General features: G+C 69.3%; 20 protein-coding genes. 5 read left to right on the top strand and 15 right to left on the bottom strand.

Going from position 1 to position 26,871, the window contains the following annotated elements; all coding sequences use genetic code 11:
• From ACIQJT_RS05280 to ACIQJT_RS05240, 9 genes are all read right to left on the bottom strand, one after another.
• The coding region (locus tag ACIQJT_RS05280; protein ID WP_402640025.1) for a trypsin-like serine protease at positions 1–320 on the bottom strand (320 nt) is incomplete at its 3' end.
• Positions 321–508: 188 nt separating this feature from the next.
• The gene (locus tag ACIQJT_RS05275; protein ID WP_402640023.1) at positions 509–1,036 is read right to left on the bottom strand and encodes a hypothetical protein; all 528 of its coding nucleotides are present in this window, start codon (positions 1,034–1,036) and stop codon (positions 509–511) included.
• 448 nt (positions 1,037–1,484) lie between these two features.
• Positions 1,485–2,642: an oxygenase MpaB family protein gene (locus ACIQJT_RS05270; protein WP_402640021.1), complete on the bottom strand. Its 1,158-nt coding sequence runs from the start codon at positions 2,640–2,642 to the stop codon at positions 1,485–1,487.
• Between the two features lie 87 nt (positions 2,643–2,729).
• Positions 2,730–3,782, bottom strand: a complete 1,053-nt coding sequence (locus ACIQJT_RS05265; RefSeq protein WP_402640019.1) for a polyprenyl synthetase family protein — start codon at positions 3,780–3,782, stop codon at positions 2,730–2,732.
• Positions 3,775–4,053, bottom strand: a complete 279-nt coding sequence (locus tag ACIQJT_RS05260) for a polyprenyl synthetase (RefSeq protein WP_402640017.1) — start codon at positions 4,051–4,053, stop codon at positions 3,775–3,777. The genes ACIQJT_RS05265 and ACIQJT_RS05260 overlap by 8 nt, the downstream gene beginning before the upstream one ends.
• Before the next feature lie 574 nt (positions 4,054–4,627).
• Positions 4,628–7,264 (bottom strand): RICIN domain-containing protein, encoded by a 2,637-nt coding sequence (locus tag ACIQJT_RS05255; RefSeq protein WP_402640015.1) that lies wholly within the window; start codon positions 7,262–7,264, stop codon positions 4,628–4,630.
• 199 nt (positions 7,265–7,463) lie between these two features.
• Positions 7,464–8,654 carry a serine hydrolase domain-containing protein gene (locus ACIQJT_RS05250; protein ID WP_402640013.1) on the bottom strand — a complete coding sequence of 397 codons (1,191 nt, stop codon included), beginning with the start codon at positions 8,652–8,654 and terminating at the stop codon, positions 7,464–7,466.
• A 583-nt stretch (positions 8,655–9,237) separates the two neighbouring features.
• Entirely contained in the window at positions 9,238–10,095 is an 858-nt protein-coding gene (locus ACIQJT_RS05245; RefSeq protein WP_402640011.1) for a family 16 glycosylhydrolase, read from the bottom strand.
• A 167-nt stretch (positions 10,096–10,262) separates the two neighbouring features.
• Positions 10,263–10,829: a TetR-like C-terminal domain-containing protein gene (locus ACIQJT_RS05240; RefSeq protein WP_402640009.1), complete on the bottom strand. Its 567-nt coding sequence runs from the start codon at positions 10,827–10,829 to the stop codon at positions 10,263–10,265.
• Positions 10,830–10,905: 76 nt separating this feature from the next.
• Here ACIQJT_RS05240 and ACIQJT_RS05235 point away from each other — a divergent pair, with 76 nt between their 5' ends.
• Together ACIQJT_RS05235 and ACIQJT_RS05230 are read left to right on the top strand one after the other, a co-directional pair.
• Positions 10,906–12,186, top strand: a complete 1,281-nt coding sequence (locus tag ACIQJT_RS05235; protein ID WP_402640007.1) for an MFS transporter — start codon at positions 10,906–10,908, stop codon at positions 12,184–12,186.
• A 286-nt stretch (positions 12,187–12,472) separates the two neighbouring features.
• Positions 12,473–14,158 carry a subtype B tannase gene (locus ACIQJT_RS05230; protein ID WP_402640005.1) on the top strand — a complete coding sequence of 562 codons (1,686 nt, stop codon included), beginning with the start codon at positions 12,473–12,475 and terminating at the stop codon, positions 14,156–14,158.
• Between the two features lie 171 nt (positions 14,159–14,329).
• Here the strand turns inward: ACIQJT_RS05230 and ACIQJT_RS05225 are convergent, their stop codons facing one another.
• The 6 genes from ACIQJT_RS05225 to ACIQJT_RS05200 form a co-directional block, all read right to left on the bottom strand.
• Entirely contained in the window at positions 14,330–14,521 is a 192-nt protein-coding gene (locus tag ACIQJT_RS05225) for a hypothetical protein (protein ID WP_402640003.1), read from the bottom strand.
• A 254-nt stretch (positions 14,522–14,775) separates the two neighbouring features.
• Positions 14,776–15,582 (bottom strand): SDR family NAD(P)-dependent oxidoreductase, encoded by an 807-nt coding sequence (locus ACIQJT_RS05220; protein ID WP_402640001.1) that lies wholly within the window; start codon positions 15,580–15,582, stop codon positions 14,776–14,778.
• Between the two features lie 112 nt (positions 15,583–15,694).
• On the bottom strand, positions 15,695–16,957 hold the full coding sequence (locus ACIQJT_RS05215) for a cation:proton antiporter (RefSeq protein ID WP_402640000.1): 1,263 nt from the start codon (positions 16,955–16,957) through the stop codon (positions 15,695–15,697).
• A gap of 331 nt (positions 16,958–17,288) precedes the next feature.
• Positions 17,289–19,070, bottom strand: a complete 1,782-nt coding sequence (locus ACIQJT_RS05210) for a ThuA domain-containing protein (protein ID WP_402639998.1) — start codon at positions 19,068–19,070, stop codon at positions 17,289–17,291.
• A gap of 17 nt (positions 19,071–19,087) precedes the next feature.
• Positions 19,088–21,877 carry a PQQ-dependent sugar dehydrogenase gene (locus tag ACIQJT_RS05205; protein ID WP_402639996.1) on the bottom strand — a complete coding sequence of 930 codons (2,790 nt, stop codon included), beginning with the start codon at positions 21,875–21,877 and terminating at the stop codon, positions 19,088–19,090.
• A 619-nt stretch (positions 21,878–22,496) separates the two neighbouring features.
• Positions 22,497–23,498, bottom strand: coding sequence for a LacI family DNA-binding transcriptional regulator (locus tag ACIQJT_RS05200; protein ID WP_402639994.1), 1,002 nt, complete (start codon positions 23,496–23,498; stop codon positions 22,497–22,499).
• A 168-nt stretch (positions 23,499–23,666) separates the two neighbouring features.
• Between ACIQJT_RS05200 and ACIQJT_RS05195 the strand changes: the two genes are divergently transcribed.
• The 3 genes from ACIQJT_RS05195 to ACIQJT_RS05185 are packed head-to-tail and all read left to right on the top strand — an operon-like array spanning position 23,667 to position 26,825.
• Positions 23,667–25,007, top strand: a complete 1,341-nt coding sequence (locus tag ACIQJT_RS05195) for an ABC transporter substrate-binding protein (RefSeq protein ID WP_402639992.1) — start codon at positions 23,667–23,669, stop codon at positions 25,005–25,007.
• A gap of 7 nt (positions 25,008–25,014) precedes the next feature.
• On the top strand, positions 25,015–25,971 hold the full coding sequence (locus ACIQJT_RS05190; RefSeq protein WP_365462661.1) for a sugar ABC transporter permease: 957 nt from the start codon (positions 25,015–25,017) through the stop codon (positions 25,969–25,971).
• A 56-nt stretch (positions 25,972–26,027) separates the two neighbouring features.
• Complete coding sequence (locus tag ACIQJT_RS05185; protein WP_402640104.1) at positions 26,028–26,825, top strand: carbohydrate ABC transporter permease; 798 nt, start codon at positions 26,028–26,030, stop codon at positions 26,823–26,825.
• The last annotated feature ends 46 nt before the right edge of the window (positions 26,826–26,871 follow it).

The following is a 26,871-nucleotide window of genomic DNA, read 5'->3' as shown; positions in this document are numbered from 1 at the left end:
GTCGCCAGCCGCACCGGCTTGACGGCGGGATCGGTGACCCGGGCGGCGAGCCTGACCAGGACCAGATCACGGTCGGCATGCGGAACAAGCCAAAGAGCCTGCTGGACACTCCCGCCCGTCTGCGACAGGTCGGTACGGCCCACCGTCACCGTGGTGGCGACAGCGGGCTTACCCGCGGACAGCTTCCCGTCCGCGGCAAAGCAGCTGGCCGCCGTCAGCACCCACTGCGGATCGACCAGGGTGCCGGTACAGGCAGACTGCTCACCCACGTTGACCTTCGCAACAAAGGTCAGGTCGGTCGGAGCATCGACCCCGGCCAACGCCGAGGCCGTGGTGGTAGCGGCGGGAACGGCACCCAGTACGACCGGGGCTGCGAGCAGGGCAGCGGCGAACGCGGAGAGACGGTGACGTCTGAAGAGGTGCATGAGTGTGGATTCCTAGTCACGAGGGCCGCGCGTCCCGGGGGCGCCGGGCTGCGCTGCGGTGAGCATGACAATGTTGGCTGCGTCTACTTGGTGGACCTGATCTCGACGAGCATGTGATCTCGGCCCTCCGGGTCCGCGGCCTCACCCACCGGCGTCCAGGAGTTCTTGAGGACGTCGAACGACTTCTCCTCGGTGCCCACGGTCATGTCGACCGCGGTCGTGTAGTCGTTGCCCTTGATCGCGTAGACCGCGGGGATCTCCAGGGTCAGCCAGCCGGAGCTGCCCACCACCTTGAAGCAGATCTTGTCCGCCTTGTCGCGGGCCATGATCTCCAGCAGACCGGTCCCGCTCGCGCAGTCGGCCAGGGTGATGTGCCCGTCGCCGCGCTTGAGGAGGATCTTCTTCTCGGCCAGGATCTTGTCCGCCAGCGGGTAGCCGAAGTCCTCCACCGCGTAGCCGGGGGTCTCCCCCGCGACCAGCGCGGTGGGGCTCGCCTCCTGCGAGGACCCGCCGGGAATGCCCGCGGTCGCCGTGATCCACGCCAGGGCGCCGACCGCGGCCGCACCCAGTGCGCGCACCGCGAGCCGCCCGCGCTGCGACCGCGCGGACATTCTGCCGTATTCCTTCATCGCATCCCCCAATTCGTCACTGAAGACCGGCCGGTCGTCACCGGTCTCGCCTTTTCGGGGGCACAGGAACGCCTTATCGACATCGCTCTGACACGCGCGTTCCGACTCCCCCGTGAAGTGGCTTACTTTCGCCCAGAGCGAGAAGCCCTCACCCCGGCGATCACCAACCTCTTCATCATGCAAACACGAAGGGACCCCTAGGTCGAGCGCGGAAAGTCACGCATAAGATGGCAATTCGCACGCTCCACCCATGACCTCCATCACACTTCATTAAGGTTGCACCAGGACTTGTGAAGCTCCTGTAAAGAACCTTCTGATGGGTCATCAGAGCGGGTGTTGTAAGAACAGGTTGCAAAACGGGACCGGCTAATTGGCCTGTTTAACTGCGGCAGTTGCTGTGCCCCGAGCGACAAATGCGCGCAATGGCACGTCACTTCAGGCCAGCGGGCGGTGTCCACCGGTGCGTGCGTCCCAGCGTGCTGCTGACGCCGAAGTCTTGCTTCAGCTGTTCGGGGATGGCGTAGTGCATGACGCGCCCGCGGGTGAGGGAGGACAACTCGAAGATGCTGGTGAGGTGGCCGAGGCGGTCCAGTGCCCAGGCCCCGAGGGGAGAGCGGTCCTCGATGGTCTCCAGCACGCCGAGCAGGTGGGGCACGGTCTTGACGACGGTGTCCCATGAGGTACGGGGGACCTGGAGCCAGTCGGCGCAGGTGTCGCCGATCAGGTAGCGGATCAGGGCGGAGACGAGGGGGTCGAAAAGGGTGCCGGGCACGACCTCCTCGTAGAGGTCGATGAGTTGCCGGGTCAGGCGGGCGCCTTCGTCGGAGGGCCCCATGTGGCGGACCATGTACAGGTCGAGGAACTGCCGGGCCTCTTCCAGGGTCTTGGGGACGGCGTCCTGGTCGATCCCCAGGATCGCGCCGACCACACGCCAGGCGTAGAAGTACGCTTCGGCTCCCTCGACGCTCATGTGGATGCCGAGCCGGTGCATGCTGTCCAGGACCAGGAGAGAGAAGAACATCTGCCCGCCGATCATGTCCTCCTGACAGATCGGCGTCCCCATGACCGCGGTGTCCCAGCGGTTCTCCCGCTTCAGGTGGTGGCGGATGGAGGCGTGCAACAGACGCACTTTCTGCGCAGCGGGGATGAACCGGCTGCCTGCCTCGAAGGCGTCGGGCTGCATGAGGTACACGGTGAACTGGCCGGTCTCCGCCATCCGCTTGGACGGGTAGCTCAGCCCGTGGGTGGCGGACAGCAGTTTCGCGACGTGCGGGACGACGTAGCAGGCGGGCATGGAGGCGAAGGACAGTGCGGTGGAGATGTGCACGTTGTTGTCGATGAAGAACAGCCGGGCCTTCTCCATCTCGGTCCAGTCCACCCAGGCCGGTGGCACGCTGGTGACCTGGAGGTATTCGCGTGCGACGTCGGGCAGGCCGTCGGGCAGGGGGGCTCCGGCGGTGGAGACGTAGCGCATCAGGGTGTTGAACTTGCCCACTTCCCCGCGCTCGAACAGCTCGGCGACGACGGCATCGGCGAGGTCGTCACCCACCTGCCGCAGGGCGTCCATCGAGGCCTCGGTGCAGCTCATGGCGGAACTCCTTGTATAGGTGGGGTGTTGCGGGGCGGGGCGGTGCCCACCGCGGAGCACGGACTGCCGACCCCGCAGTGGGGTAGGTCAGGACCAGCGGACCGTCGCGGTGTGCGCCAGTGCGGTCAGGGCGGCGGCAGCGTGCGCGGGGACGTCGAGCTCGTGCAGAGCGTCCAGGGCTGTCTCGACCCGCGCGGTGATCATGTCCTCGATGCGGTCGGGTGCCTTCAGTCGGCGCATCAGCTCCCGGACCGTGTCCAAGCCGTCGCTGTCCAGGTCGCGTCGGCCGAACAGGGCCCGCATCTGCTCCCGCTCGTCCTCGTCGGCAATACGCCAGGTCTCCGACAGCAGGGCTGTGGGTCGATGGGCGCACACGTCGTCGGCGTTGGCCTTGCCGGTCTGTCCCGGATCTCCGAACAGGCCGAGCAGGTCGTCCCGCAGTTGAAATGCCTCGCCCAGCGGAAGCCCGTAGGCGGAGTAGCCCTCGCGCAGCCGCTCACCGGCCCCGCCGAGCAAGCCGCCGATCAACAGAGGCTGTTCGACCGTGTACTTGGCCGTCTTGTAGCGGATCACCTTCAGCGACCTCGCGGTGTCCGGATCGGCTCCGGTGTGCAGGATCTCCAGGCACTCGCCCGCGACCAGTTCGCGGGCCAGCGCCGACCACAAGGGCCGGGCCCGGGCCAGGTACGCCGCGGGCAGACCGCTGGTGGCGAACAACTGCCCGGCCAGCGACATCAACAGGTCCCCGACCAGCATCGCCAGTGACCTGGCAGCCGAGACGGCACGCGGGCGACGACGAACCGCCGCGCGCAGCGCGACATGCGCCGTGGGCCGACCGTGCCGCAACGGACTGTCGTCGATGAGATCGTCGTGCACCATTGCAGCGGCATGCACCAGCTCCATGGAGGTTGCCGCCCGCAGCAGCGCGTCACTGTCCGGTTGCCCTGCCGCCCGCCAGCCCCAGTAACAGAACGCCGCCCGCAGCCGCTTGCCCTCCGCGACCGCCGCCTCCAGTTGTCCGGCCACCGGCGCCAGAGCAGGGTCGATCCCCGTCAGCTGGTCGGCTTCCCGCGCGACGAAATCCCGCAACATCTCGTCCACGCGGCTCTTGAACGCGGCCGACTCCCACTGCTCAGACATCGCCGGAGGCCCGCCGGGACAGGGCATGCCGGGCGAGGATCTCCAAGTGAGCCGGAGGAACGGTGGCGCACCGATCCAGCGCGATGCGGCCGCGCGCCCTGAGGTCCTGCTCGGCCTCCGCGGCCAGATCCGCTACGTCCGAGCGGCGCAGCAGTCCCCGCACCGTCCCCAGAGCCGCCCCCAGCGTGCTCACCGCCAGATCGGCCACTCCGGCCACCAGCAGCACCACCTGCTCGTCCAGGCCCTCACGGCCACCCGCTCCCTGCGTCATGTCCGTCTTTCTCCCGTCCACGTCCGAGCAGCGTCGGTCACACGCCGTCCGGCCCAGAATCGCGCCGCACCCACGGCACGCAGGGAAGAACTCACGATCGAGTGATCACATCGCACGCCCGGACGAAATCTGCTGGTGAGCCGCACAGCGGGCGCCATGCGCGCCGCTCGCGCCAAGCCGGCGAGTGGCGTGCAGACGGGTCACAGATTCGACCGCGCGGGCCGCTGTATGGGAGTTCGGCCCGGCTCGAGCTGTCGCGCGTACGGAATCCGGGGCTCGACCCCCGGCGAACACAGGGCAGCCGTCGCCGGAGGTCGGCAACGGCGTCGGCGGCCGTCGGCGCGAGAGGCCGGCTCCCCCGTGGCGCAGGTCCTTCGCCTGCGGAGGTGCCGTGCCCCGGCAGACAGCGGCATGGAGTGCGGCGGCCGCCGGCTCACGGGGCCGTTCCGTGTTCAGCACGACGTCGTGGTGCGATTGCGCCCTTCGGCCCCGACCGCGACGCCTGTGGGAGGTCGTGCGGCCGGGGCAGGGCCTTCGGCGTCAACCGTCGACTGCCCGGGGGACGGTCAGCGGGTCAGGACGACGGGGTGCCGTACTGGAGGCCGCGGCCGTTGGTGCCGACATACACCCGGCCGAAGGTGTCGGGGTCACCGGTGATGACACCGACCTCGCCGATGGCCCCCCACTGGTGCGCCTTGTCGTTGACGCGGATCCAGGTGGCGCCCTTGTCGGTGGAGCGGAAGACTCCGGTGCCGTTCCTGATCGTGCCGATCAGGTACAGGGCCTGGTAGTCGGTGCCCGGCCTGGCCTTGCCGAAGCCGAGGGCGGAGGCGGACGTCACCGACCTCAGGGTGGTGAAAGTGCGGCCGCCGTCAGTGGAGTGCAGCAGGCCCTTGTCGCCGCCGGAGATCCACAGGTCCCCGGCGACACCGGGGACGGCGGTGAGTCGGCCGTTGGGCAGGCCCGTGGCGCGGACGGTGAAGGTCGCGCCGCCGTCGGTGCTGCCGTAGAGCGTGCCGCCGGACAGCGAGTAGAAGGCCCTCGCCGCGGAACGGTCGGCGACCACCACGGCTTCCGTTCCCAGACCAGCGACCCGCGACCAGCTCGCCCCCTTGTCGGTGGAGCGATACGGGGCCTGGCCGGCCTCGGTCCACACCATGGCGGAGCCGTCCGCGGCCAGCGCTATGCGGCCGCTGTCAGCGCCGGCCACCGGCTCGGCCCCGAAACCGTGCCAGGTGCGCCCGCCGTCGGTGGAGTAGGCACCGTCCTGTGCACCGCCCTTCCCGACGCGGACCATCATCGACGGCTTGGACTGGGCGAAGTCGATGTCGGTGCTGTTGGTCATCAGCGGGTTCTTCAGCCGCCCGGCGGGCACCTTGGTCAGGTCGTCGTGGCGGAAGCCGCCCTGGTCGCCCATGGCGGTGACGACGGTGGCGCCGCCGGGCGGGGCGATCGCGTCCATCAGAGCGGTCTCCTCCAGCCCCCGGGCGCCCATGCCCCAGTGGCTGGTGCCTCCGCTGTCGGAGGCGTCCGCGTCCTTGCTGCGCAAGATGCCGTTGCCCGTGCCGTACAGCACGTGCCCGGAGTCGAAGGGATCAATGGCCAAGGCGGTCATCCAGTGGCCCGTGTGGGTGCCGACGTAGGGAGCGGCTGAGGCGTTCCGCACCGACTTGTCGGCCAGTGCCTTCCAGGTCGCACCGCCGTCGGTGGTCCGGTAGATCTCGTCCTCCGGCCACCAGCGGCCGAGGGTGGTGACCATCACCGTGGACGGCTTGCGCGGGTCGACGGCCAGACCTGAGAACCCGTAACCGCCCCGGGACGGGGAGACGTTCCTCCACGCACCGCCCGCCGGCGTGTACTTCCACACCGAACCCCCGGTCACGCCGTTGGGCCCGAGGTTGTTCGTGTACGTCAGGTACAGCGAGCCGTCACCGGAGATCACGCCGTGCTGCGGCAGTTCGCCCGTGGGCTGCCCGGGGACGGCCTGCCAGGTGCTGCCGCCGTCGGTGGAGCGGTACAGGGAGGTGGACTTGTCGCCGACACCGACGTAGACCGTCTTGCTTCCGGCCGGGCCGTACGTCACGAATGTGATGCCGCCGCCGCTGCCCGCCCCGTCCTTGACGGGGAAGGACGAGACCTGACGCCACGTCACCCCATAGTCACTGCTGCGCCACAGGCCGTTCTTGCGGGTGCCGAGCAGCAGCGTGCGGTGATCCGCCGGGTCGACCACGAGCCGTTCGCCGGCCCCGCGGCCGTCCTCGTTGCCGCCCACCTTGAAGGGCAGATCGGTGCGCTGGAAGGTGCGGCCCCGGTCGGCGGAGCGCAGGATCGCGCCGTTGCCGGCCCAGTCGTTGGTGTAGGTGCCCGCCCCGAGGTAGAGCCGCTTGGGGTCGACGGGGTCGGTGGCCAGCGAGTCGATTCCCAGCAGGTTCCAGTCCTTCTCGCCGATCCAGTCGGTCAGCGGGATCCACTGCTGCGCTCCGGTGTCCCAGCGATAGGCGCCACCCATGTCGGTGCGCGCGTACAGCAGCCCCTTCTCCCGAGGGTTGAACACCAGCCCTGTGACATAACCCCCGCCCACCACCTGGGCGTTCTTCCATACGTACGATGCGCCCGCAGCCGCCGTCAGTGACCCGGGCGCCCCGACTCCCGCCACTTTCACCAGCTTCCACCGCTGCCCGGCACCACCCGTGCCGGGAGCCTGGACGACCGCCGCGCCCTCGGCCGCCGAGTCGCCCGCGACACTCAGAATCTGGGCGCTCCTGCGGGAGGTGAGGGTCACGGCGCCCGAGGCGCCCACCTGATCGATCCGCCACTCCTGAGAGGTGGCCGAACGGTCGGTCTGCTGCTCGGCGGCTGCCGACTTCGCCGTCGAACCGCCCGCGATGCCCAGCACCTTGCCGCTGTTCCGGTTCACCAGCTCGTAGTAGCCGCCCCCGGCAGGCTTGAGCCGCCACTGCTGGTTGGCGGTGTTCTGGTCCGTCCACTGCTGGATCCGGGTGCCGTCGGCCGTGGAGTACCCGTCGACGTCCAGCACCTTGCCACTGCGCACCAACACCAGCCGGTAGTAGGCGTCGCCGTCAACCGTTGCCGCCTGCGAGTCCTCCTGCGCGAACAGCAGATACGGCACCAGGACGGCCGGCACACCGAGCACCAGACCGGTCGCGGTCCATCGCCGACGGTGCCGCCCGCCGTTCGTGGGGTTTCTCATGGGGGGTGTTCTCCTTGCAGCCGTTCATCAGAAAGAGCCGGCTCGATCACCGCGGTGATCGAATCCACCTCCTTGTGGCCACAGGAACCGCACAGGGTTGCCGCGAGATCCGAAAGAGTTTCGGCACGCCGCCTTGAGGTCGTCTTCCTCCGCGGTGTGTCACCTTCGCACTGCGGGTGCCCGGCCTCGATTCCTGGGGCTACGCGCAGAGTTCTGTGTCGATCAAGTCGTTCTGGGCCCGCTGGGTGGAGGAGTCCGACGAGCCGTCCCCGGTGGCGTTCAGGACCACCGCCCGGTGGCCGTCCGCGCTGATGCCGTTGCGGGTCGTGTAGCCGGGCACATCTCCCCCGTGGCCGAAGTAGGCGCCGCCGCAGGACAGGGGAACCTCCATCAGGCCGAGACCATAACGCACACCGGGCCAGCCGGGGTCCAACTCCGGGGCCCGCACGGTTGTCTTCATCGCCGTGAGCTGGGCCGGACGCAGCAGCCGACCTGCGAGGAGCGCCTGGTAGAAGCGGGAGAGGTCGGCCGTCGTGCTGATCATGGCGCCCGCCGCGCCCCCGGCGGAAGGGTTGAACTCGGTGACGTCGACCTCCGGTACGGCCTCACCGAAGGCCGAGTAGCCCCGCAGGTGGGGGCCGGGTATCCGCGGGTAGGTGCTCGGGACGAGAGTGTCGCGCAGGCCCAGCGGGCGGATGAGGCGTGTGGTGACCTCGTGTCCCCAACTGCGCCCGGTGACCTTCTCGATGATCATTCCGGCGAGGATGTAGTTGGTATTGGAGTAGCTCCAGCCGGTGCCGGGCCGGAAGTTCGGTGCGTGCCGCATCGCGATGGCGACCAGTTGTTCCGGAGTCCAGGTGGTGTAGCGGGCGGCGCGATAGCCGGCCAGGGACGCGAACTCGGGGAAGTCCGCGGTGTAGTCGAACAGGCCGCTGGTGTGCTGGAGCAGTTGCCGTACGGTGATCGCGCTGCCGTCGTTGCCGTGACCGGAGACCGCTCCGGGCAGCCACCGCTCCACGGTGTCCTCCAGCGACAGGCGCCCCTCGCCGACGAGTTGCAGCATCACCGTCGCCACGAACGTCTTGGTGGTGCTGGCGATGCGGAACCGGTCGCCGGGGCGTGCCGGGTCGCCCGACGCCCGGTCGGCGACTCCTCCGGTCGCGTACCGGGAACCTCGCGGGCCCGTCGACCGGGCCACGACCCCGACGGTCCCGGTCTTCATGATCGCGTCCACCTGGACCTGCAGATCCTGGCTGTGCGACGTGGCGTACGTCCCACCGCGTAGCGGCCCGGCCCCTGTCGCGGCCGTGGCGGGCGGGGCCAGGACGATGCCGGCCAACGCGGCCACCAGCGTTGTGATCACCGCACCGGAGGTGAATTTGGGCCTCATCAGTCGCTCCTTGCGTATCGGTCGAGCCGCCGTTGCGGCCTGCCCACCACGCTAGGAATTCCGGTCGCCCGTCACGATCAGGCAGGCAGGTCATCCTGCGGGGGCGCCCTCCACCCTGTGGAGGTAGTGCCTGCTGTACGGCCGCCTGCCGGCACGGCGTTCACGCCGACGGGCGGTCATGCCTGCTGCCGTGCGTCGTTTGTCGTGTGGCGTACGTCGAGCAGGTGGCGCAGGGCCACCCCGCCCGCCGGTCCCCCGGTCGGCGGGCGCCAGGGCGACAGGGCGACAGGGCGACAGGGCGACAGGGCGACAGGGCGATCCTGGCGAGGACGGGGTGCCTGTGCCTGCGGACAGCGCGGTCGATGACCACCGACCGATCGGCGATGGCGCTGTTGTTCGGAGCGCGTTCGAGAACCCCTCGCCCCGCCGACCTGCTCCTACGGAAGCCGGCCCTCAAGGATGGCCACGCCCGGCTGGCGGCTGTGGACGGAATCAAGGACGCCGCATGGCAACGACGTCCGCGTAGTGAGGAGTTGCGCCGGACGGGCCGCGGCCCCGCAGTCGCGCGGCCGGCTGCGGACTCTCATCCGCTGTGGCCCTCGCCGTAGAAGCGCACGTAGTCGACCGTCATCGTCGCGGGCGACGGCGTCGACGCGTCGGGAGGGCCGGGCCAATCGCCTCCTACAGCGACGTTGAGCAGCAGATGCATGTCCTGCTCGAAGACCCAGTCGCGAGGTCGCGGCACCTGCGACGGCGTCAACGTGAAGTACGGCTTTCCGTCGACGAGCCACGTGATGCGGTGCGGCTGCTTGTCGACGGCGTAGACGTGGAACGCCTGCGACGCGTCGGCGGGGAGCGTGGCGGTGCCACCGATCCCGTTGTCGTTGTAGTAGGTCGGTCCGTGCGCGGTTCCGTAGACCGTTTGGGGTTCTCCGCCGACCACTTCGCAGATGTCGATCTCGCCCTGCCCTGGCCACTCGACTCCGTTGTTGCCCAGCATCCACACCGCGGGCAGCAATCCCGTGCCGGTGGGCAGTTTCGCTCGGACCTCCGCTCTTCCGTGGGTCAGCGAAACCTTTCCCTCCGTGGTGAGGCGGGCCGACGTCCACGGGCAGAAGCGCCGTGTGTGACAGGGCAGTTCGGATCCGGCCGGGGCAGGCCGTGCGGAGATCAAGAGGTGCCCCTCACCGTCGAGGGCCGAGTTGGACGAGTCGTCCGTGTAGTACTGGAGTTCGTTGTTGCCCCACCCCTCGGCGTCCCGGTTCCCGATCTCGGTGTTCCAGAATCTCGCCGACGGGCGAGTGGCCGAGGCTCCGTCGAACTCGGCCTGCCAGAACGGCTTTTCGTCGGTTCCGGAGGAATCTCTGTCCACGGCGGAGCCGCATCCGCCCAGCAGTCCGATCAGGGCCAGTACAAGAGCCAGGCGGGGACGTCGGTTCATGCGGCTGCTCCTGGGAGGAGGGACGGACAGAAGAGGGACGGACATCGGCGCCGGCGCCGTCCCGGCTCAGTTGCGGCACGTCGTCGATGCGCTGGAAGCAAAGTTCACCGCAACCGCATCCCACTTGCTCTGGTCGACCGGATGTGCCTTCGCGGTCCGTGTGCGGTTCAGGGCGTTCGGAGCGTCGCCAGATAGGTGGACACCAGGGTGCGGGCCCAGTCGGCGGAGGCGGGCTCGGGGGTGAAGACGGCGCGGTAATAGAGCGGGCCGAGGAGGAAGTCCGCGGCGCTCTCCACGTCCAGTGCCGTGCCTCCGCGGTCCTGTTCGCGCCGGATGATGGCGCGGAGCTGGCGGTGGCGGTCCTCCACGCAGGCGCAGCCGCCTGCCGGGCCGGAGCCGATGGTCGCCCGCATGAGGGCGAGCGTGTCCGGGTCGGCCACGTCGGTGGCCACGTCGGCGAGCCAGCGCTGGAGATCGCCGGCGAGCGAGCCGGAGTCGGGGACGACCAGGTCGTCGGAGAAGCGGCTGGTGGCGACGTCGTTGAGGAGCTGGGCGGTGGACCCCCAGCGCCGGTAGAGGGTGGTGGGGTGGACACCGGCGCGCGCGGCCACGGCGGGCAGGGTCAGGGTCTCCGCTTCCTCCTCGGCGAGGAGTTCCGCGACGGCGCGGTGGACGGCCGCCCGCACCTTCGCGGAGCGGCCGCCGGGACGTACCTGGGTCGACGTTTCAGCCATGGGGAAATTATCGCACTGATCGTTGCGTTAGTGGTAGCGTCCTAAACGCATCGATCACTGCTTTTGGAGTCGCGTCGTGTCCGGTCCCGCCCCGTCCCAGCTCCAGTCCTCCCCGCCGGCCACCGACCGCGTGGCGCCACCGCAGGAGAGGCGGCGGCTTAGCCGTCCCGTCGCCTTCGCCTCCCTCGCGGTCGTCTTCGTCCTGTTCATGGCCGCCTCCAGCGCCCCCTCCCCGCTTTACGTCGTCTACCAGCAGCAGTGGCACTTCTCCCCCACCACCCTCACCACGGTCTTCGCCGTCTACGTAATCGGCATGATCGCGGCCCTGCTCGTCCTCGGCGCCCTCTCCGACCACCTCGGCCGCCGTCCGGTCCTGCTGGGCGCGATCGCCCTCGAAGCCGCCTCGATGGTCCTGTTCCTCACCGCGGGCGACGTCGGCCTGCTGCTGATCGCACGCCTCATCCAGGGCATCGCCACCGGGGCCGCCATGACCACGCTCGGCGCCGCCCTGTCCGACCTCAACCCCACGCACGCCCCCCACCGGGCGGGCCTCGTCACCGGCACCGCGCCCACCTTCGGACTGGGACTCGGCGCCCTCGGATGCGGGCTCCTCGTCGAGTACGGGCCGCACCCCACCCGCCTCGTCTACGTGCTGCTGCTCACCGCCCTCGTGGTGGCCGGCGCCCTCCTGTCGGCCCTGCCCGAGACCTCGCTGCGCCGCCCCGGTGCCGCGCGTTCGCTCCAGCCCCGCCTGCGCATCGCCCCCCACCTGCGGGCCGACCTGCTGAGCCTGGTCCCGATCCTCATCGCGAGCTGGGCGCTCGGCGGCCTCTACCTCTCCCTCGGCCCGTCCGTCGCCGTCGGCCTCTTCGGCCTCTCCAGCCACGTCGTCGGCGGACTCGTGGTCACCCTCCTCACCGGCCCGGCCTTCCTCACCGCCCTCGCCCTGCGCGGCTGGCCCGTCGGACGGACCCTCGCCGTCAGCGCGAGCCTGCTCCTCGTCGGCACCGCCGTCGCCCTGACCGGCGTGGAGGAACACTCCCTGACCACGGCCGCGCTCGGCACCGCGATCGCGGGCGTCGGCTTCGGCGGCTCCGCTCTCGCCAGCTTCGGCACCCTGGCCCGCATAGCCCGCCCCGCCGAACGCAGCGAACTGCTCTCCGTCGCCTTCGTCATCTCCTACCTGGCCTTCAGCATGCCGGCGGTGATCGCAGGCATCGCCGCCACGCACGCCGGCCTGAAGGACACCTTCGTCACCTACGCGGCGACAGTCGCCGCCCTGTGCGCCCTCGCCCTGCTCGCCCAGCGTCTGCGCGCCACCCGCGCATCCGTCGTCGCGGGCGTTCCCCAGGCATGACGACGCCGACACCACGGCCGCCGCGGCCCGCTTGAGGCCGCGGCGGCCGTGGACACCTTCGGCACCCTCGGCACTGCCGCACAAACTGTCTGCAATATCGCTGGCCTTATTGTTAACAATCTTGTAGCGTGCGTCACGCCTCGAACCCGGGGCCTGAGCGAAGCACTTAGTGCTCGATGAGGGGAGACGCATGCAAAGACTGTCTGCGACCGACCGACGTGCCGCGATGACTCACCCGGCGGCGGGCGCACAGCACCCCGCACCCCGCGGTCGCGTCCTGGGAAGGATGGCGCTCGCGGGGTCGCTGGTGCTCGCGGCGATCGCGGTACCGACCTCCGTCGCCGCAGCGGCACCCACCGCCGGTCACGGGCGTTCGGTCGACCCACAGGATGCCGCGCTCGACTTCGACTCGGCCGCGTACACGACGATAACCGTCACCGTGGACGGCCGGCCGGTGCGCGTGCGCTGGTACAAGGAAATCTGCTACGTCGCCGACCCGGTGGCGGCGGCGGCCCAGCAGCCGGGCGGGCCCGGGGGTGGCAGCACCACGATCCCGAACACCGCCTGCGGATACCAGAGCATGAACGTCTTCGTCCCCGAGAGCGCCTTCGGCGACCAGCGCACCCCGATCTACTTCGCGGTCAACAACAGCGGCTGGAAAGCCAGCTACATACGGGCGAGCATCACCGCGGGCACGTCGTACAACAGCACCACGAGCAACGTCGGCGCCGCGCTGAAGGCGGGCTACGTGTTCATCGACGTCGCCAGCCGAAGCCGCGGACTGGTCGGCGCCGACGGCTCGGCCCCCGGGAAGGCCCCCGCCGCCGTGGTCGACGCCAAGGCGGCCGTCCGCTACCTGCGCCTCAACGACGCCACGATGCCCGGCAGTGCCGAGCGGATCGTGATCAACGGAACCAGCGGCGGCGGTGCGCTGGTGTCCATTCTGGGTGCTTCGGGGAACAGCGCCGAGTACAACCCCTACCTCGCCGCGATCGGCGCCGCCGGGGTAGACGCCCAGGGCCGCAGCACCCTGCGCGACGACGTCTTCGCCGTCAACGCCTACTGCCCCATCACCGACCTCGGCAACGCCGACATCGCCTACGAGTGGCTGTACAACGTCCTCGGCACCCGCGACGCCACCGGCTCCAATCCCTCACCCGTCGACGCGACCGCGATCGCGGAGCGGTTCGCGGCGTACGAGAAGAGCCTCGGACTGCGCAATCCCGACGGCTCCCGGCTCACCGCCGCCACCCTCCTCGACGCCATCGAGAACGAGGTCGCCCGCGCCGCCGAGACCTACCTGAAGGCCGACCCCGCGCACACGATCCCCCCGCTGGGCGGCACCTTCGAGATCACCTCGGGCGGCTCCACCAAGTCGTACGTCAACAACTGGATCGACGTCGACCCGACCACCGGCAAGGTGCGCTCCCTCGACATGGCGAACTACCTCGCCTTCGTCGCAACCCAGGCCACACTCAAGACGACCCCCGCCTTCGACGCCGTGGGGGTCAACGGGAACACCACCAGCGGCACCGAGACCGACCTCTTCGGTCCGCCCACCCAGCGGTACATGAACTACACCGAGTACAGCTGGAACCACAACGACGTCGCCGGTGACGGCAGCGGCCTCGACGACACCGGTCTCACCTGGAAGCAGTACACCGCGAAGAAGAGCACCACCGTGGACGACCAGGTCCACCTGATCAACCCGATGGACTTCATCGGGACCAGCGCCGACACCGCGCCCAACTGGTACGTCCGCCACGGCACCCGTGACCGTGACACCGCGTTCACCGTCTCGGTCAACCTCGACCGCGCCCTCGCCGCGGACCCCCAGGTCAAGAACCTCGACTACCGGCTGGCCTGGAACCAGCCGCACGCCGGGAACTACGACGTGCCCGAGGCCATGGCCTGGATCGCCCAAGCCGTCGACAGGGCCGGCGACCCCCTTACCGCCCACCACAAGGGATAGAGGCTCTTCTGGGTGGCACCGACCAACAGACCTGGGCCCCGGCGATGATCCGTATAACACGGGCATCCGCCGGGGCCGGGCTTCGCCGACGGCTTCAGTTTTCGGCGCGCACGTCGTCCGGGCTGATTCCGGCCTCCTCCAGCGCCTCACGGCGTTCCTTCACGGGACAGGTCAGGCCGGGTGGTCCGGCTTCTGCTCAGGTGGGGTGCCGCCTCCCCTGCCGCCGCCCTTGTCCCCACGGTCCGTGCCATGGGCATGACCGCCCTCATTTGCGGCCTGCGCCGCCTTGCGGGACTGGCTGTCCTGCGGAGTTCCAGCCCCCTTGTCACTGCGCCGCAGCTCGGGCTGTTGTGGATTCGACATCCGCTCTCCTCCTCGCTTCGCCTGCGCGTCGGAACGCTTGTCGATCAGACGGGTAGCGCACAGGCTCCCTTTGAAACGTCCGGCGCAACGCCCATCCCGTACGAGCACGTGAGCCTGCCGGGCCCGCGGCACACCGGGCGGCGGGGCAGCGCTGAGTCCGGCCGTCACTGCGTGCGCGGGCTCGGACGGCAGCCGGGACCCGATGACCGACGGGTCGCCCCTCGATCGGGCGCGCGGTGACGGCCGCCTCCGCCTCATTCCGTCTGGTCGGGGTCCTTGCCCCTCTGCGGCTCGGCCAGCCGCCGGTGGGCCGCCGCCTTGAGACCGTCGGGCAGCACCTTCCCTGCCAGGCCCTGCGCCTTGGTCTTCAGCGATCCGGTCAGGGCCTTGCTGCGGCCCTTCACGATCGCCTCGAAGGCCTGCTCGGCCACCTGGGCGGGATCGTCCTTCTTCATGGTCCCGATGCGGGTGTCGTCCGCCATGCCCGCCCGGTCGAAGAAGTCCGTGTCCGTAGGGCCCGGCATGAAGGAGGTGACCGTCACGCCGGTGTCCTCCACCTCTTCGGCCAGTGCCTGGGCGAAGGACTGCACGAACGACTTGGACGCGTTGTAGACGGGCTGGAAAGGGCCGGGCATCTCCGAGGCGACGGACGAGGTGAAGGCGAGCCGCCCTGCACCACGCGTCACCATGGCCCGCAGCAGCGGCTTGGCCAGCCGTACGGTCGCGGTGACGTTGAGGTCGATGACCTCCTGATCGTCGGCGAGGTCGGTGTCCACGAAGGCACCGCCTCGGCCCACCCCGGCGTTCAGGACGGCGACGTCGACCGTGAGTCCGTCGAGCGCGTCCAGCAGCCGGAACCGTCCCTCGTTGGTCCTCAGGTCGGCCCGCACCGCGCGGACCTCGCCGCCCGACTTCCGCAGGCTCCGGGCGGCGGACTCCAGCGATTCGTCCTCGGCGTTCACCACGAGGTCGTAGCCGTGGGACGCGAACTGCCGGGCGAGTTCCCGGCCGATCCCACTGGAAGCGCCGGTGATCAGGGCGAGTGGTCGTGTGTCAGTCACGACGGACGAGTAACCACCCCGCCCCATGCCAAGCCTCACTCACGCACCGGCACGTCCATGAGCGATCACCGGACTCGGCAGGCGTACGACGCCCACCCGCCTGCCGAAGCACCTACGGACGTGGAGGCGTGGTTCCGCGTAGCCGGTCCAGGCGTTTCACGACCGGGCCGGCCGTGACTCCGTGCAGAACGACCGAGGCGAGGACGGTGAACGTCACGACCGCCCACAGCTCTCGCGCCGGTACGGGGAAGCTGTGCTGCCCGAGGGCGTAGGCAAGGTAGTACAGGGAGCCGATGCCGCGGATGCCGTAGGCAGCGGTCACCCAGCGCTCACTGTGCCGCATCCGGCTCCCGAGCAGACCGATCCACCCGGACAGTGGCCGGATCACGAGCAGCAGGATCAGCCCGGTGACGATTCCTCGCCACGTCAGCGGCTCCAGACCGCCCAGAGCGACGAAGGCCCCGAGGAGGAACAGCAGCACAGCGGTGAACAGGCGCTCGACTTGTTCGACGAAGTCGTGCAGGACGTTGTGGAAGCCGTGGGCACGTTCCTCCGCGCGGATCGAACAGGCGGTGACGAACACGGCGAGGAAACCGTAGCCATGAAGCAGCTCGGTCACTCCGTAGGCCAGGAAAGTGGCGCCCAGGGCCACGAATCCCTCTCGGTGCTCGGACAACCGCAGCGCTGGTGAGCGGGTCTGGAAGAACAGCCAGCCGAGCAACCGTCCGATCAGCCAGCCGCTCAGCAGCCCGATCCCGCTCTTGAGCGCGAGGTCTTTCAGTGCCCACCCGCCGATCCAGTCCGTGGACCAGTCGCCGCCGGCTGCGGCCACCAGAGCGACCGCCGCGTAGGTGAGGGGGAAGGCCATGCCGTCGTTCAGGCCGGCCTCGCTGGTCAGGGCGAACCGCACCTCGTCCTCGTCGTGCTCGTCCTCGGTCGGCTCGCCCACCCGGACTTCCGCGGCAAGCACCGGATCGGTCGGCGCCAGGACCGCGGCCAGCAGCAGTGCCGCTGCGGGCGGCCAGTCCAGCAGCCACCAGGCCGTCAGGCCGGTGAAGGCGACGGTCAGCGACATCGTGACGCCCAGCAGCCGCCATGTCGTGGCCCATCGGCGCCACCCCATGGGCCGGTTGATGGCCAGTCCGGCACCCATCAGGGCGATGATCACGCAGATTTCCGTGATGTGCTCCGCCATCAGCCGGTCGCCGACCGGGTCGACGACCGGCAGGGGCAGCGGCAACAGGTACACGCCGATGCCACCGCCCAGGAAGACGAGGGGAAGCGACAGCGGCCGGCCGTCGACCACCCGCGGCAGCACCGCCGCGAGCAGCGCGCCCGCCCCGAGCCATGCGAACACGGCGTCGCCGATCGTCACGCGCTGCTCTCCCCTTCCGCTCCGCCCGTCGAGGTCACGGCCCCGCCGCACGGAACGCCGACCCACCGGCCACTCCCGTCACTTGCGTCCCAGCGCGGCTTGGCGTCACCCCGAGTGCCCAGCAACCGCCCTGGTCCACCTGCTCCTTCGGGGACCTGTTGCGCATGATGGAGCGCGGGCGGCGTGGCGGCACCTTGGGGGCCCTTCGGAACAGCACTCGGGAGGAGTACGCGGCACGGCCGTCACCGGACGCCGGTGAGGGCCGCGGGACACAGTCCGCGGCCCTCACCGTCATGTCACACGCAGGCTGCTCGGGCGGCTGCCCATGCTGTCAGGGCAGGGTCCACTTCTGGTTGGGGCCGGTGTGGCAGGTCCACAGATGGACCGGTGTGCCGTCGTTCCAGGTGCCGCCGGACGCGTCGAGGCACTTGCCCGACTGCGGATTGCGGACCGTGCCGTCCGTCTGCGGTGCCCACTTCTGCGCGCCGCTGCCGTTGCACGTCCACAACTGGACCTTCGTCCCGTCCGCGCTGGCGCCACCGGAGACGTCCAGGCACTTGCCCAACGCCTGGACCGACCCGTCCGCGGCGATGGTCCACTTCTGGGCGCTCGTGCCGTTGCAGGTCCACAACTGAACCTTCGTCCCGTCGGCGGTGTTGGCGTTGTCGACGTCCAGGCACTTGCCGTTGACGCCCTTCACCGCACCCGAGCGGGGGCCGGGCTGCGTGTCGCCCGACGGCTTGATCCGGATGTTGCGGAACGCGACGTCGTCGCCGTCGCCGTGGTTCTGGATGCCGATGTAGCCCTGCTGGAGGCTGCGGACGGGGTCGGTGTTGGTGAAGTCGTTGATCTTGACTCCGTTGAGGAAGATCTCCAGTCGTTCGCCGGTCACCTTGAGTTCGTACGTGTTCCACTCCCCCGGCGGGTTCAGCGCGGCGTCGCGTGCCGCTAGGTCGGCGGACTTGAATCCGTAGACGGCGCCCGTGGTGCGGTCGGCCGCGTCGGTGGCGTCTATCTGGATCTCGTAGCCGTTGTTCACGGCCGACCAGGGATCGTCGGAGGCGGGGAAGCCGATGAGGACACCGGAGTTGTCGTCACCGGCCGCCTTCCAGTCGAGCTTGAGCGAGTAGTCGCCGGTGAACTCCTTCGCGGAGTACCAGAGCATGCCCAGTCCGCCGTAGGAGCTGAGGCTGCCGTCGGCGAGGGTGAAACCGCCCGGGCCCGCCTGCTGCCAGCCGGTGGTGGATGCGCCGTTGAACAGGGAGGTGTAGCCGTTCTCCGGGCGGCAGTCCGCCTCGGTCATCCCCGCGGCCCAGCGGATGCCGCCCAGGAGGTGCCGCCGGAAGACGGGGTCGCTGTACGACTCCTCGGTGTGGCCGCCCCCCGTGTAGAAGGCCCTGCCTCCCTGGTAGTCCTTGCACCACGCGATCGGATGGTCACCGGACATGTTCCCGCCCGAGTAGCTCGACTCGTCGAGCGAGGCGAGAACATGGGCGGTGGTGCGGGGGTTGGTGCGGTAGTTGTACCACTCGTCGGTGCGCTGCCAGGTGGTGCCGAGGTGGGCCGTGGCGTCGTGGGCCCGGTCCTCGACCTTGACCGTGGCGGGCTGGATGGCGGGGTGCGAGTGGAACAGGGCGCCGGCCAGGCCCTCGTAGAAGGGCCAGTCGTACTCGGTGTCGGCCGCCGCGTGGATGCCGACGTAGCCTCCGCCGCCGTTGATGTACTGCTGGAAGGCGGTCTGCTGGGCGTCGCCGAGGACGTCTCCGGTCGTGGAGAGGAAGACGACCGTCTTGTACTGGCCGAGGTTGCCGGTGGTGAAGACCTGGGGGTCCTCCGAGGCGTCCACGGTGAAGTTGTTCGCCGCGCCGAGGGCTTGGAGTGCCGAGATGCCCTCGTCGATGGACGAGTGCCGGAAACCGGCGGTCCGGGAGAACACGAGGATCTTGTACGCCGGATCGGCCGCCGCGAGCTTCGCGGTGGGGGCCGCGGGGGCTGTGCTGCGGACCGTGTCGGCGGGCTGGGACGCCGGTTCGGGCGCGGCGACGGCCTGCGGGGCCAGGCAGAGCAGGAGGCCGGTGAACAGGCCGATGGCCGCTTGGAGTTGTGTGCGCATGTCGGGTTGCCTCCTTTCTAGGGCAGGGTCCACTTCTGGTTGGGGCCGGTGTGGCAGGTCCACAGATGGACCGGTGTGCCGTCGTTCCAGGTGCCGCCGGACGCGTCGAGGCACTTGCCCGACTGCGGATTGCGGACCGTGCCGTCCGTCTGCGATGCCCACTTCTGCGCACCGCTGCCGTTGCACGTCCACAACTGGACCTTCGTCCCGTCGGCGCTGGCGCCGCCGGAGACGTCCAGGCACTTGCCCAACGCCCGCACGGTGCCGTCGGAGTTCACCGTCCACGTCTGGGCGGTCGTGCCGTTGCAGGTCCACAACTGAACCTTCGTCCCGTCGGCGGTGTTGGCGTTGTCGACGTCCAGGCACTTGCCGTTGACCCCCTTCACCGCACCCGAGCCGGTTCCGCCGCCGGAGGTGGTGAAGGAGAACTCGTCGACGTCGAACAGGGCGCCGCTGCCGCCCTTGAAGACGAGGTACAACTGCGTGGAGCCGCTGGGCTGGTTCGCGAGCGAGGCTGTCACGTCCTGGAAGGTCTCCCAGCCACCGGTGACCGGGACGGTTGCCGTGCCGATGAGGGTGCCGGTCGGAGAGCCGGCGCGGACCTCGATGGTTCCGCCCGCACCCGCGGAGGAGACGCGGGCGGTGAAGACGCCGGTGTTGGCGAGGGCGTACGGCTTGAAGGAGATCCAGTCGCCGCTCTCGATGTTGCCGACGGTCTTGCCGCCGTGAGCCGGAGTGTGGGTGATGACGTCGACGCCCGAGGAGCTCCCGTAGTGCTCCGCCTGTCGGTGCGAGGGCTGGGTGATGTGCTGGTCGTGTGCGGTCAGCGCGGGCTGGCCGCCTGCACCCTGGTCGGTGTACTCGGCGTCCACGACACCGAAGATGTTGGCGTTCGGGTCGTGTTCACCGTCGGCCAGGGTCTGGAGAGTCCCGGTGCATCCGGTCGCCGAGGTCTGCGGGTGGCCGTGGCTGTCGTGCCCGACGATGAACGAGACCTTCACCTTGGAGCAGTCGATCGTGCCGTCCTCCGGGTCGGTCACCGTCACCCTGAACGGGATCGCTGCGCCGAAGTCGTAGATAGCGCCGTCCGCGGGCAGGTCGAGCCGTACGGTGGGCGCGGTGTTCCCCACCGTGATCCGCACGGACGCGGTCGCGGTCTTTCCGGTCGGGTCGGTCACCTTCAGCGTGGCCGTGTACTGGCCGTTGGCCGTGTAGGTGTGCGAGGGGTTGGCGGCGGTGGAGGTCGCGCCGTCACCGAAGGTCCAGGCGTGGGTGAGTGCGCCGCCGTCCGGGTCGGAGCTGCCGGCCGAGGAGAAGGAGACCGCGAGCGGTGCCTTCCCGGAGGTGATGTCGGCCTTGGCCTGGGCGATGGGGGCGAGGCCGTCGGTGACGTGCTCGATGCGGTACAGGGCGGAGTTCTCGTCGCCGTTGAAATAGCCGGTGCCGTAGTCGAGGACGTACAGGGCGCCGTCCGGGCCGAAGGCCATGTCCATCACCTGGGTGCCGCTCCAGGGGAAGGCGTTGATGGACTGCACGGTGCCGTCGCCGCCGGCCTCGATGCGCTTGATCCAGCGGCGGCCGAACTCGCCGGCGAAGAAGTCGCCGTCGTACTCCTGGGGGAACTTGACCTCGGAGGTGGACGCGGCGTCGTAGCGGTAGACGGGGCCGCCCATCGGGGATTCGGAGCCGCCGCCGAACTCCGGTACGGACGTGCCGTTGTAGGGGATCCAGGCCGGTCGCGCCGGGGGCAGGTCCGTCAGGCCGGTGTTGCGCGGCGAGGTGTTCCTGGGCGCGGAGCAGGAGAACTTGGCGCCCGAGGTGTTGGTGGCGAAGTCGTAGTCGGTGTAGGCGTCGTTGTTGCCGGTGCAGTACGGCCAGCCGTAGTTGCCGGCCTGGGTGATGCGGTTGAACTCGACCTGGCCCTCGGGTCCGCGCCCGGGCGCCGCGGTTCCGGAGTCGGGGCCGTAGTCACCGAGGTAGACGATGCCCGTGGCCTTGTCCACGCTCATGCGGAAGGGGTTGCGGAAGCCCATCGCGTAGATCTCGGGGCGGGTCTTGGCGGTGCCGGGCGCGAAGAGGTTGCCGCTCGGGACGGAGTACGTCCCGTCCGCGTTGACCTTGATGCGCAGCACCTTGCCGCGCAGGTCGTTGGTGTTGCCCGCCGAGCGCTGGGCGTCGTAGGCGGGGTTGCGGGTGGCGCGCTCGTCGATCGGGGTGAAGCCGTCCGAGGCGAACGGGTTGGAGTCGTCGCCGGTCGACAGGTAGAGGTTGCCCGCCGCGTCGAAGTCGATGTCGCCGCCGACGTGACAGCAGATGCCGCGCGAGACCGGAACGTCGAGGATCTTCTTCTCGCTGGTCAGGTCCAGGGTGTTGTCGGTCCTCAAGACGAACCGGGACAGCCGGTTGACGCCGTCGAAGGGGGTGAAGTCGGAGGCCGACCCGTCGGAGGGGGCGTCGCCGCCCGGCGTGCTCAACTTCGGCGCGTAGTACAGGTAGACGAAGCGGTTGGAGGTGAAAGCCGGGTCCACCGCGACGCCCTGGAGGCCCTCCTCGTCATGGCTGTAGACGTCGAGCCTGCCCGCCACCGACGTGGTGCCGGCCGCGTCCGTGACGCGCAGCGTGCCGTCACGCGAGGTGTGCAGCACCGAGCGGTTCGGCAGCACGGCGAGCGTCATGGGCTCTCCCGTTTCGGCCACGCCCTTGGCCAGCGTGACCTGCTGGTACTCGACGGCCGCCGCGGCACGGCCGGACGGCTCCGGTGTGGCGGCGGCCGCTGTTCCCGGCAGGAGGCAGCCGACGGCGCACACCAACGCCAGCGTCAGCGAGCGGAGGGGTCTGGGCCTTGCGAGTCTGACGAATTTCTTGCGCACAAACGTCTCCCGAGGTGTGGGGATGTGGCAGGACCCGATCGGCCCTGTTCGGGGAGTGCAGGCGCGCGCCGTCGCGCCGTCGGACCGGCCTGTGCCCCTGCATGCACATGACCGGTCCAGTGCAAGGAAGTTAGCGGCCCTGGTTCCGGCGCGTAACCCCTTTGGCGTGAGGTCGCTCAACTTTTTCCATGATCAGGACAAAGTCTGGGCGCGCCGAAGGGCAGCGGAGAGGTGGCAGACCGGGCGTGATGACGAACGCGGGCTTGGGGCAACGGTTTCCGCGGCGAGGGGGAGCGTGGCGGTCAGGCTGCCGCGAGAACGACCGAGGGCACCGCGGTCGGACTCGCGGTGCCCTCACGAAACGGCAACGGCAACGGCGGACGCGGCCGGAGCCCAACTCCGCGGCCAGGTCCGTCTAACGGCAGCCCGTGCGATACCTGAAGGCGATCGCCCCCCGAGCCTCGGCGGCCGGCCCCGCGACAGCGGCCCCGACCCGCCCCATAGGCATCCCTCGACGACACACATCAACTGACGGTCGATGCCCCGGAGACCTGCTCTAGGCGGACCCGCCCAGCCGCAGTGTGGCCCGGACCGCCGCCTCGTCGTGGCTGAGCGGTCCGCTGCGGGCCAGCAGCCGTCCGGCCTGTTCGACGGCCAGGACTCCGAGTTCACGGGTGTCGAGGGCGACGGTGGTCAGGGCGGGTTCGACGAGGGTGCCGAGCTGGAGGCCGTCGAAGCCGATGACCGCAAGGTCCTCGGGAACCCTGCGACCGAGAGCTCGTGCGGCGCGCAGCGCCCCGATGGCGATGATGTCGTTGAACGTGAACACAGCGGTCACGTCGGGGTGTTCGGTGAGGAGTTCACGCAGAGCGTGTTGCCCTCCGTCGATGCTCTGCGCGGCGCGGCTGACCGCGGCGGGTTCCAGGCCGCAGGCGGCCATGGCGGCGGCGTACCAGCGGTGGCGGATGCTGGGCTCGGAGCGTGCGGCATGGTCGAGCATCCCGATGCGGTGGTGCCCGGCGTCGACCAGGTGCCTGATGGCGTCGTGGACGCCCGCCTCGCCGTCGAGGCTAATGGCGTTGAAGCGCTCGGCGCGGTGGTCGCGGTCGATGAGGACGACAGGGAGCCCGCGGATCAGCTTGTCGATCTCGTCCTCGGGCAGGCTGAGGTAACCCACGACGGCGTCCACCTGCGCCGCGATGACCTCCAGCGTGCCGCGCTCCTCCTCCGCCCGGTCGCCGGTGTCGTAGACGACGACGTGCCAGCCACGCTTGCGCGCGGCCTCCAGAGCCGCGGCGGCGACCTCGGTGAAGAAGGGGTTGAGCAGGTCGGGGATCACCAGGCCGACGTTTATGGAGTCCTGCCGGACGAGGCCCCGGGCGAAACGGCTGGGCCGGTAGCCCAGCTCCTGGGCGGCGTCGAGCACGCGCTGCTTCGTGGAGGCGTCGATCTCGCCCTTGTCGTTCAGCGCCCGCGACACGGTCTGCCGCGACACTCCGACGGCCCGGGCCACATCGTCGATGGTCACCCGGCGCGGACCGTTCGCAGACGACGCCATCACTCACCTCTGTCCGTTCGGTGTCACTCCGGAGCCTTGACACTTGTCCGCACATAAGCGCAGACTCCGAATCGTTTCGCTCCCGTGAGCGCTCACGTTACCGCTCACGGCCCTTTGTTCCAACCCGCCCAGGCACCCGCCGCCAGTCGTTCTCTGGGAACGGAAAACATGAGCAACACAGTTACGCGCACGCGCCTCGCCGCCCTCGCCACGGCCACCGGTATCGCCGTACTCCTCGCCGGCTGCTCCTCGTCGCCCGCCGGCTCGGACAAGGCCGCCGCACCTTCGTGCTCCCCCGCCAAGGGGAAGGTCGTCCTCCAGTACTGGAACACCGTTCCCGGCATGGACAAGGTCGTCGCGCTGTGGAACAAGAAGAACCCGGACATCCAGGTCGAGACGAAGAACATCTCCAACGACCAGTACGGCATCCTCGGCAACGCCCTCAAGGCGGGCAAGGCACCCGACCTGGCGCAGGTCGGCTACGACGAGCTGCCGAACCTGCGCACCCAGAGCGCCTTCGTCGACGCCTCCGCCTGCAAGGACGCCACCGCCGCCAAGTCCAAGTTCGTCCCCTGGACCTGGTCCCAGACGAGCTTCGGCGGAACCGGCGTGTTCGCACTGCCGCAGGACACCGGCCCGATGGCGCTCTTCGTCCGCAGCGACCTCTTCAAGAAGCACGGCATCGCGATCCCCAGGACCTGGGACGAGTACGCGACGGCCGCACAGCAGCTGCACAAGGCGGACCCCGGGCTGGACATCACCTTCTTCGACCCGAACAACGCCGAGTGGTTCAACGGTCTGCTCTGGCAGAACAACGCCGAGATGTACAGCTACTCGGGCGACAAGTGGCACGTCACCGTCGAGTCGGAGCAGAGCAGGCAGGTCGCCGACTACTGGCAGAAGCTGATCTCCGACAAGCTCGTGCGCACGGACCTCGCCAACGGCTCGACGCAGATGTACGCCGCGTACCAGAAGGACCAGATCGCCAGCTACGTCGGTGCCGCCTGGGGCTACAGCATGTTCCGCGACAACCTCCCCAAGCAGGCCGGCAAGTGGTCGATCGTGCCCATGCCGACCTGGGGCTCGAACGGCTCCTCGGGTGACTGGGGCGGCTCGACCGTCGCGTTCATGAAGGGCAGCAAGCACCTGTACGAGTCGGTGAAGTTCAACACCTGGCTCAACAGCGACCCCGAGGCCCTCGCGCTGGAGAACGAGCTCGGCGGTCTCTACCCGGCCGCGACCGCGGGACTCCAACTGCCCGCCCTGTCCAAGGGTGTTCCGTACTACGGCAACGAGAAGATCTTCGATGTCTTCGCCGACTCGTCCAAGAAGATCGACACCAGCTTCGCCTGGGGCCCGACCCAGAAGACGGTGAACCTGGCGCTTCAGGACGCGATGGCCAAGGCGGCCGCCGGGGACGGGACCCTCGGTGACGCCCTCGCCAAGGCGCAGGCCACCGCACTGAAGTCCATGAAGGACCAGGCCATCCCGGCCACGGCGGGCAAGTGAGCTCAGCATGACAGACATCGCCACCCGGGCCACCCGCGCGCCCCGTGCGGTGCAGTCACCCAGGGGCCGTCGCCGTCTCAGCGGCGGCGGCCCCCGGGCCGGTACCGTGCTCGCCTTCGTCGCCCCCTTCTTCCTGCCGTTCGTGCTGTTCTACCTGGTGCCGGTCGGCTATGCGCTCTGGCAGAGCTTCCGCGTCGTACGGCGAACCGGTGGCCAGTACGGCACCTCGTACACGACCTTCGGCGGTCTGGAGCAGTACGGGCAGGTCTTCCAGAACAGCGAGTTCTGGGCCAGCATCGGCCGCATCGGGCTGTTCGGCATCGTCCAGGTACCGGTCATGCTGTTCACCGCGCTGATCATCGCGCTGCTGCTGGACACCCCCCTGCTGCGGCTCAAGGCGTTCTTCCGCATCACGGCCTTCATGCCCTACGCGGTGCCCGGTGTGATCGCCGCGATCATGTGGTCGTACCTGTACTCGCCCCAGCTCAGCCCGGTCGTCGAGCTCTTCCAGGGCATCGGCCTCAAGCCGGACTTCCTCGGTCCGGGCGCGGTGCTGTGGTCGACGGCCAACGTGTCCACGTGGCTGTGGACCGGCTACAACATGTTGATCATGTACGCGGCGCTTCAGTCCATCCCGCAGGAGCTGTACGAGGCGGCCCGCATCGACGGCGCGACCAACTGGACGATCGCCTGGCGCATCAAGGTGCCGATCATCCTCCCGTCGATCGTCCTGACCACGGTCTTCTCGATCATCGGCACGCTCCAGCTCTACGCCGAGCCGGCCGTGCTGCGTCAGATCTCCTCGAACATCTCCAGCACGTTCACGCCGAACATGCTGGCCTACGCGGTGGCGTCGGGAAACAACTACCAGCAGGCCGCGGCCATTTCGGTGGTCATCGCCGTCATCACGTTCGTCCTGAGCTTCGGCTTCATGCGACTGACCTCCAAGAGGGCGGGGCTGTGAGCACACGACCCACGATCCGGGAAAGCCGTGTCAGCCGCACGGCGGTGACGGCGCTGATGCTGCTGCTGGCCGTCTACTTCCTGCTGCCGATCTACTTCCTGGTCGTCGCAGCGACCAAGCCGCAGGGTGATCTCGCCGCCACCAACGGCCTGGCCTTCTCCCACTTCAACCTGTTCGACAACCTGCGCACCCTGTTCACCCGCAGCGACGGCATCTTCGGCCGATGGGCCCTCAACACCGTCGTCTACGCGGTGCTGGGCGCCGCGGTGGGGACGCTGATCTCCGCGCTGTGCGGGTACGCCCTCGCGAAGTTCCCCTTCCGGGGGCGGGAGTTCCTGTTCTCGGTGATCCTCGGCGGTGTCCTCGTCCCCACGACCGCGCTGGCCCTTCCGCTGTTCCTGCTGTTCTCGGCGACCGGACTCGTCAACACCTATCTCGCGGTCTTCCTGCCCAGCATCGTCAGCCCGTTCGGCGTCTACCTCGCCCGCATCTTCACCAACGCCGCGGTCCCCCAGGAGCTGATCGAATCGGCGCAGCTGGACGGCGCGGGCGAGTTCCGCACCTTCTTCTCGGTGGCGTTCAAGCTGATGACGCCGGCCCTGGTGACCATCTTCCTGTTCCAGTTCGTGGCCATCTGGAACAACTTCTTCCTGCCGATGGTGATGCTGCAGAAGGAGTCGCTGTTCCCCCTCACGCTCGGCCTGTACGAATGGAACGGCCAGACGGCACGCGCCCCCCTTCTTCAGGAGTCCGTCATCACCGGCTCCCTGGTGTCGATCGTGCCCGTGATCATCGTCTTCATCCTGCTCCAGCGGTTCTGGCGTTCGGGACTCGCCGCCGGATCGCTCAAGTGACGTCACGCTCCACTGTCCGACCCGCACAGAAGAAGGTTCCCCCAGC

The sequence above is a fragment of the Streptomyces sp. NPDC091972 genome (genome assembly GCF_044756385.1).
In the GTDB taxonomy this organism is placed as follows: Bacteria; Actinomycetota; Actinomycetes; order Streptomycetales; family Streptomycetaceae; genus Streptomyces.
Note: the sequence above shows the minus strand (reverse complement) of the source record. Positions and strands in the feature narration are given on the sequence as shown.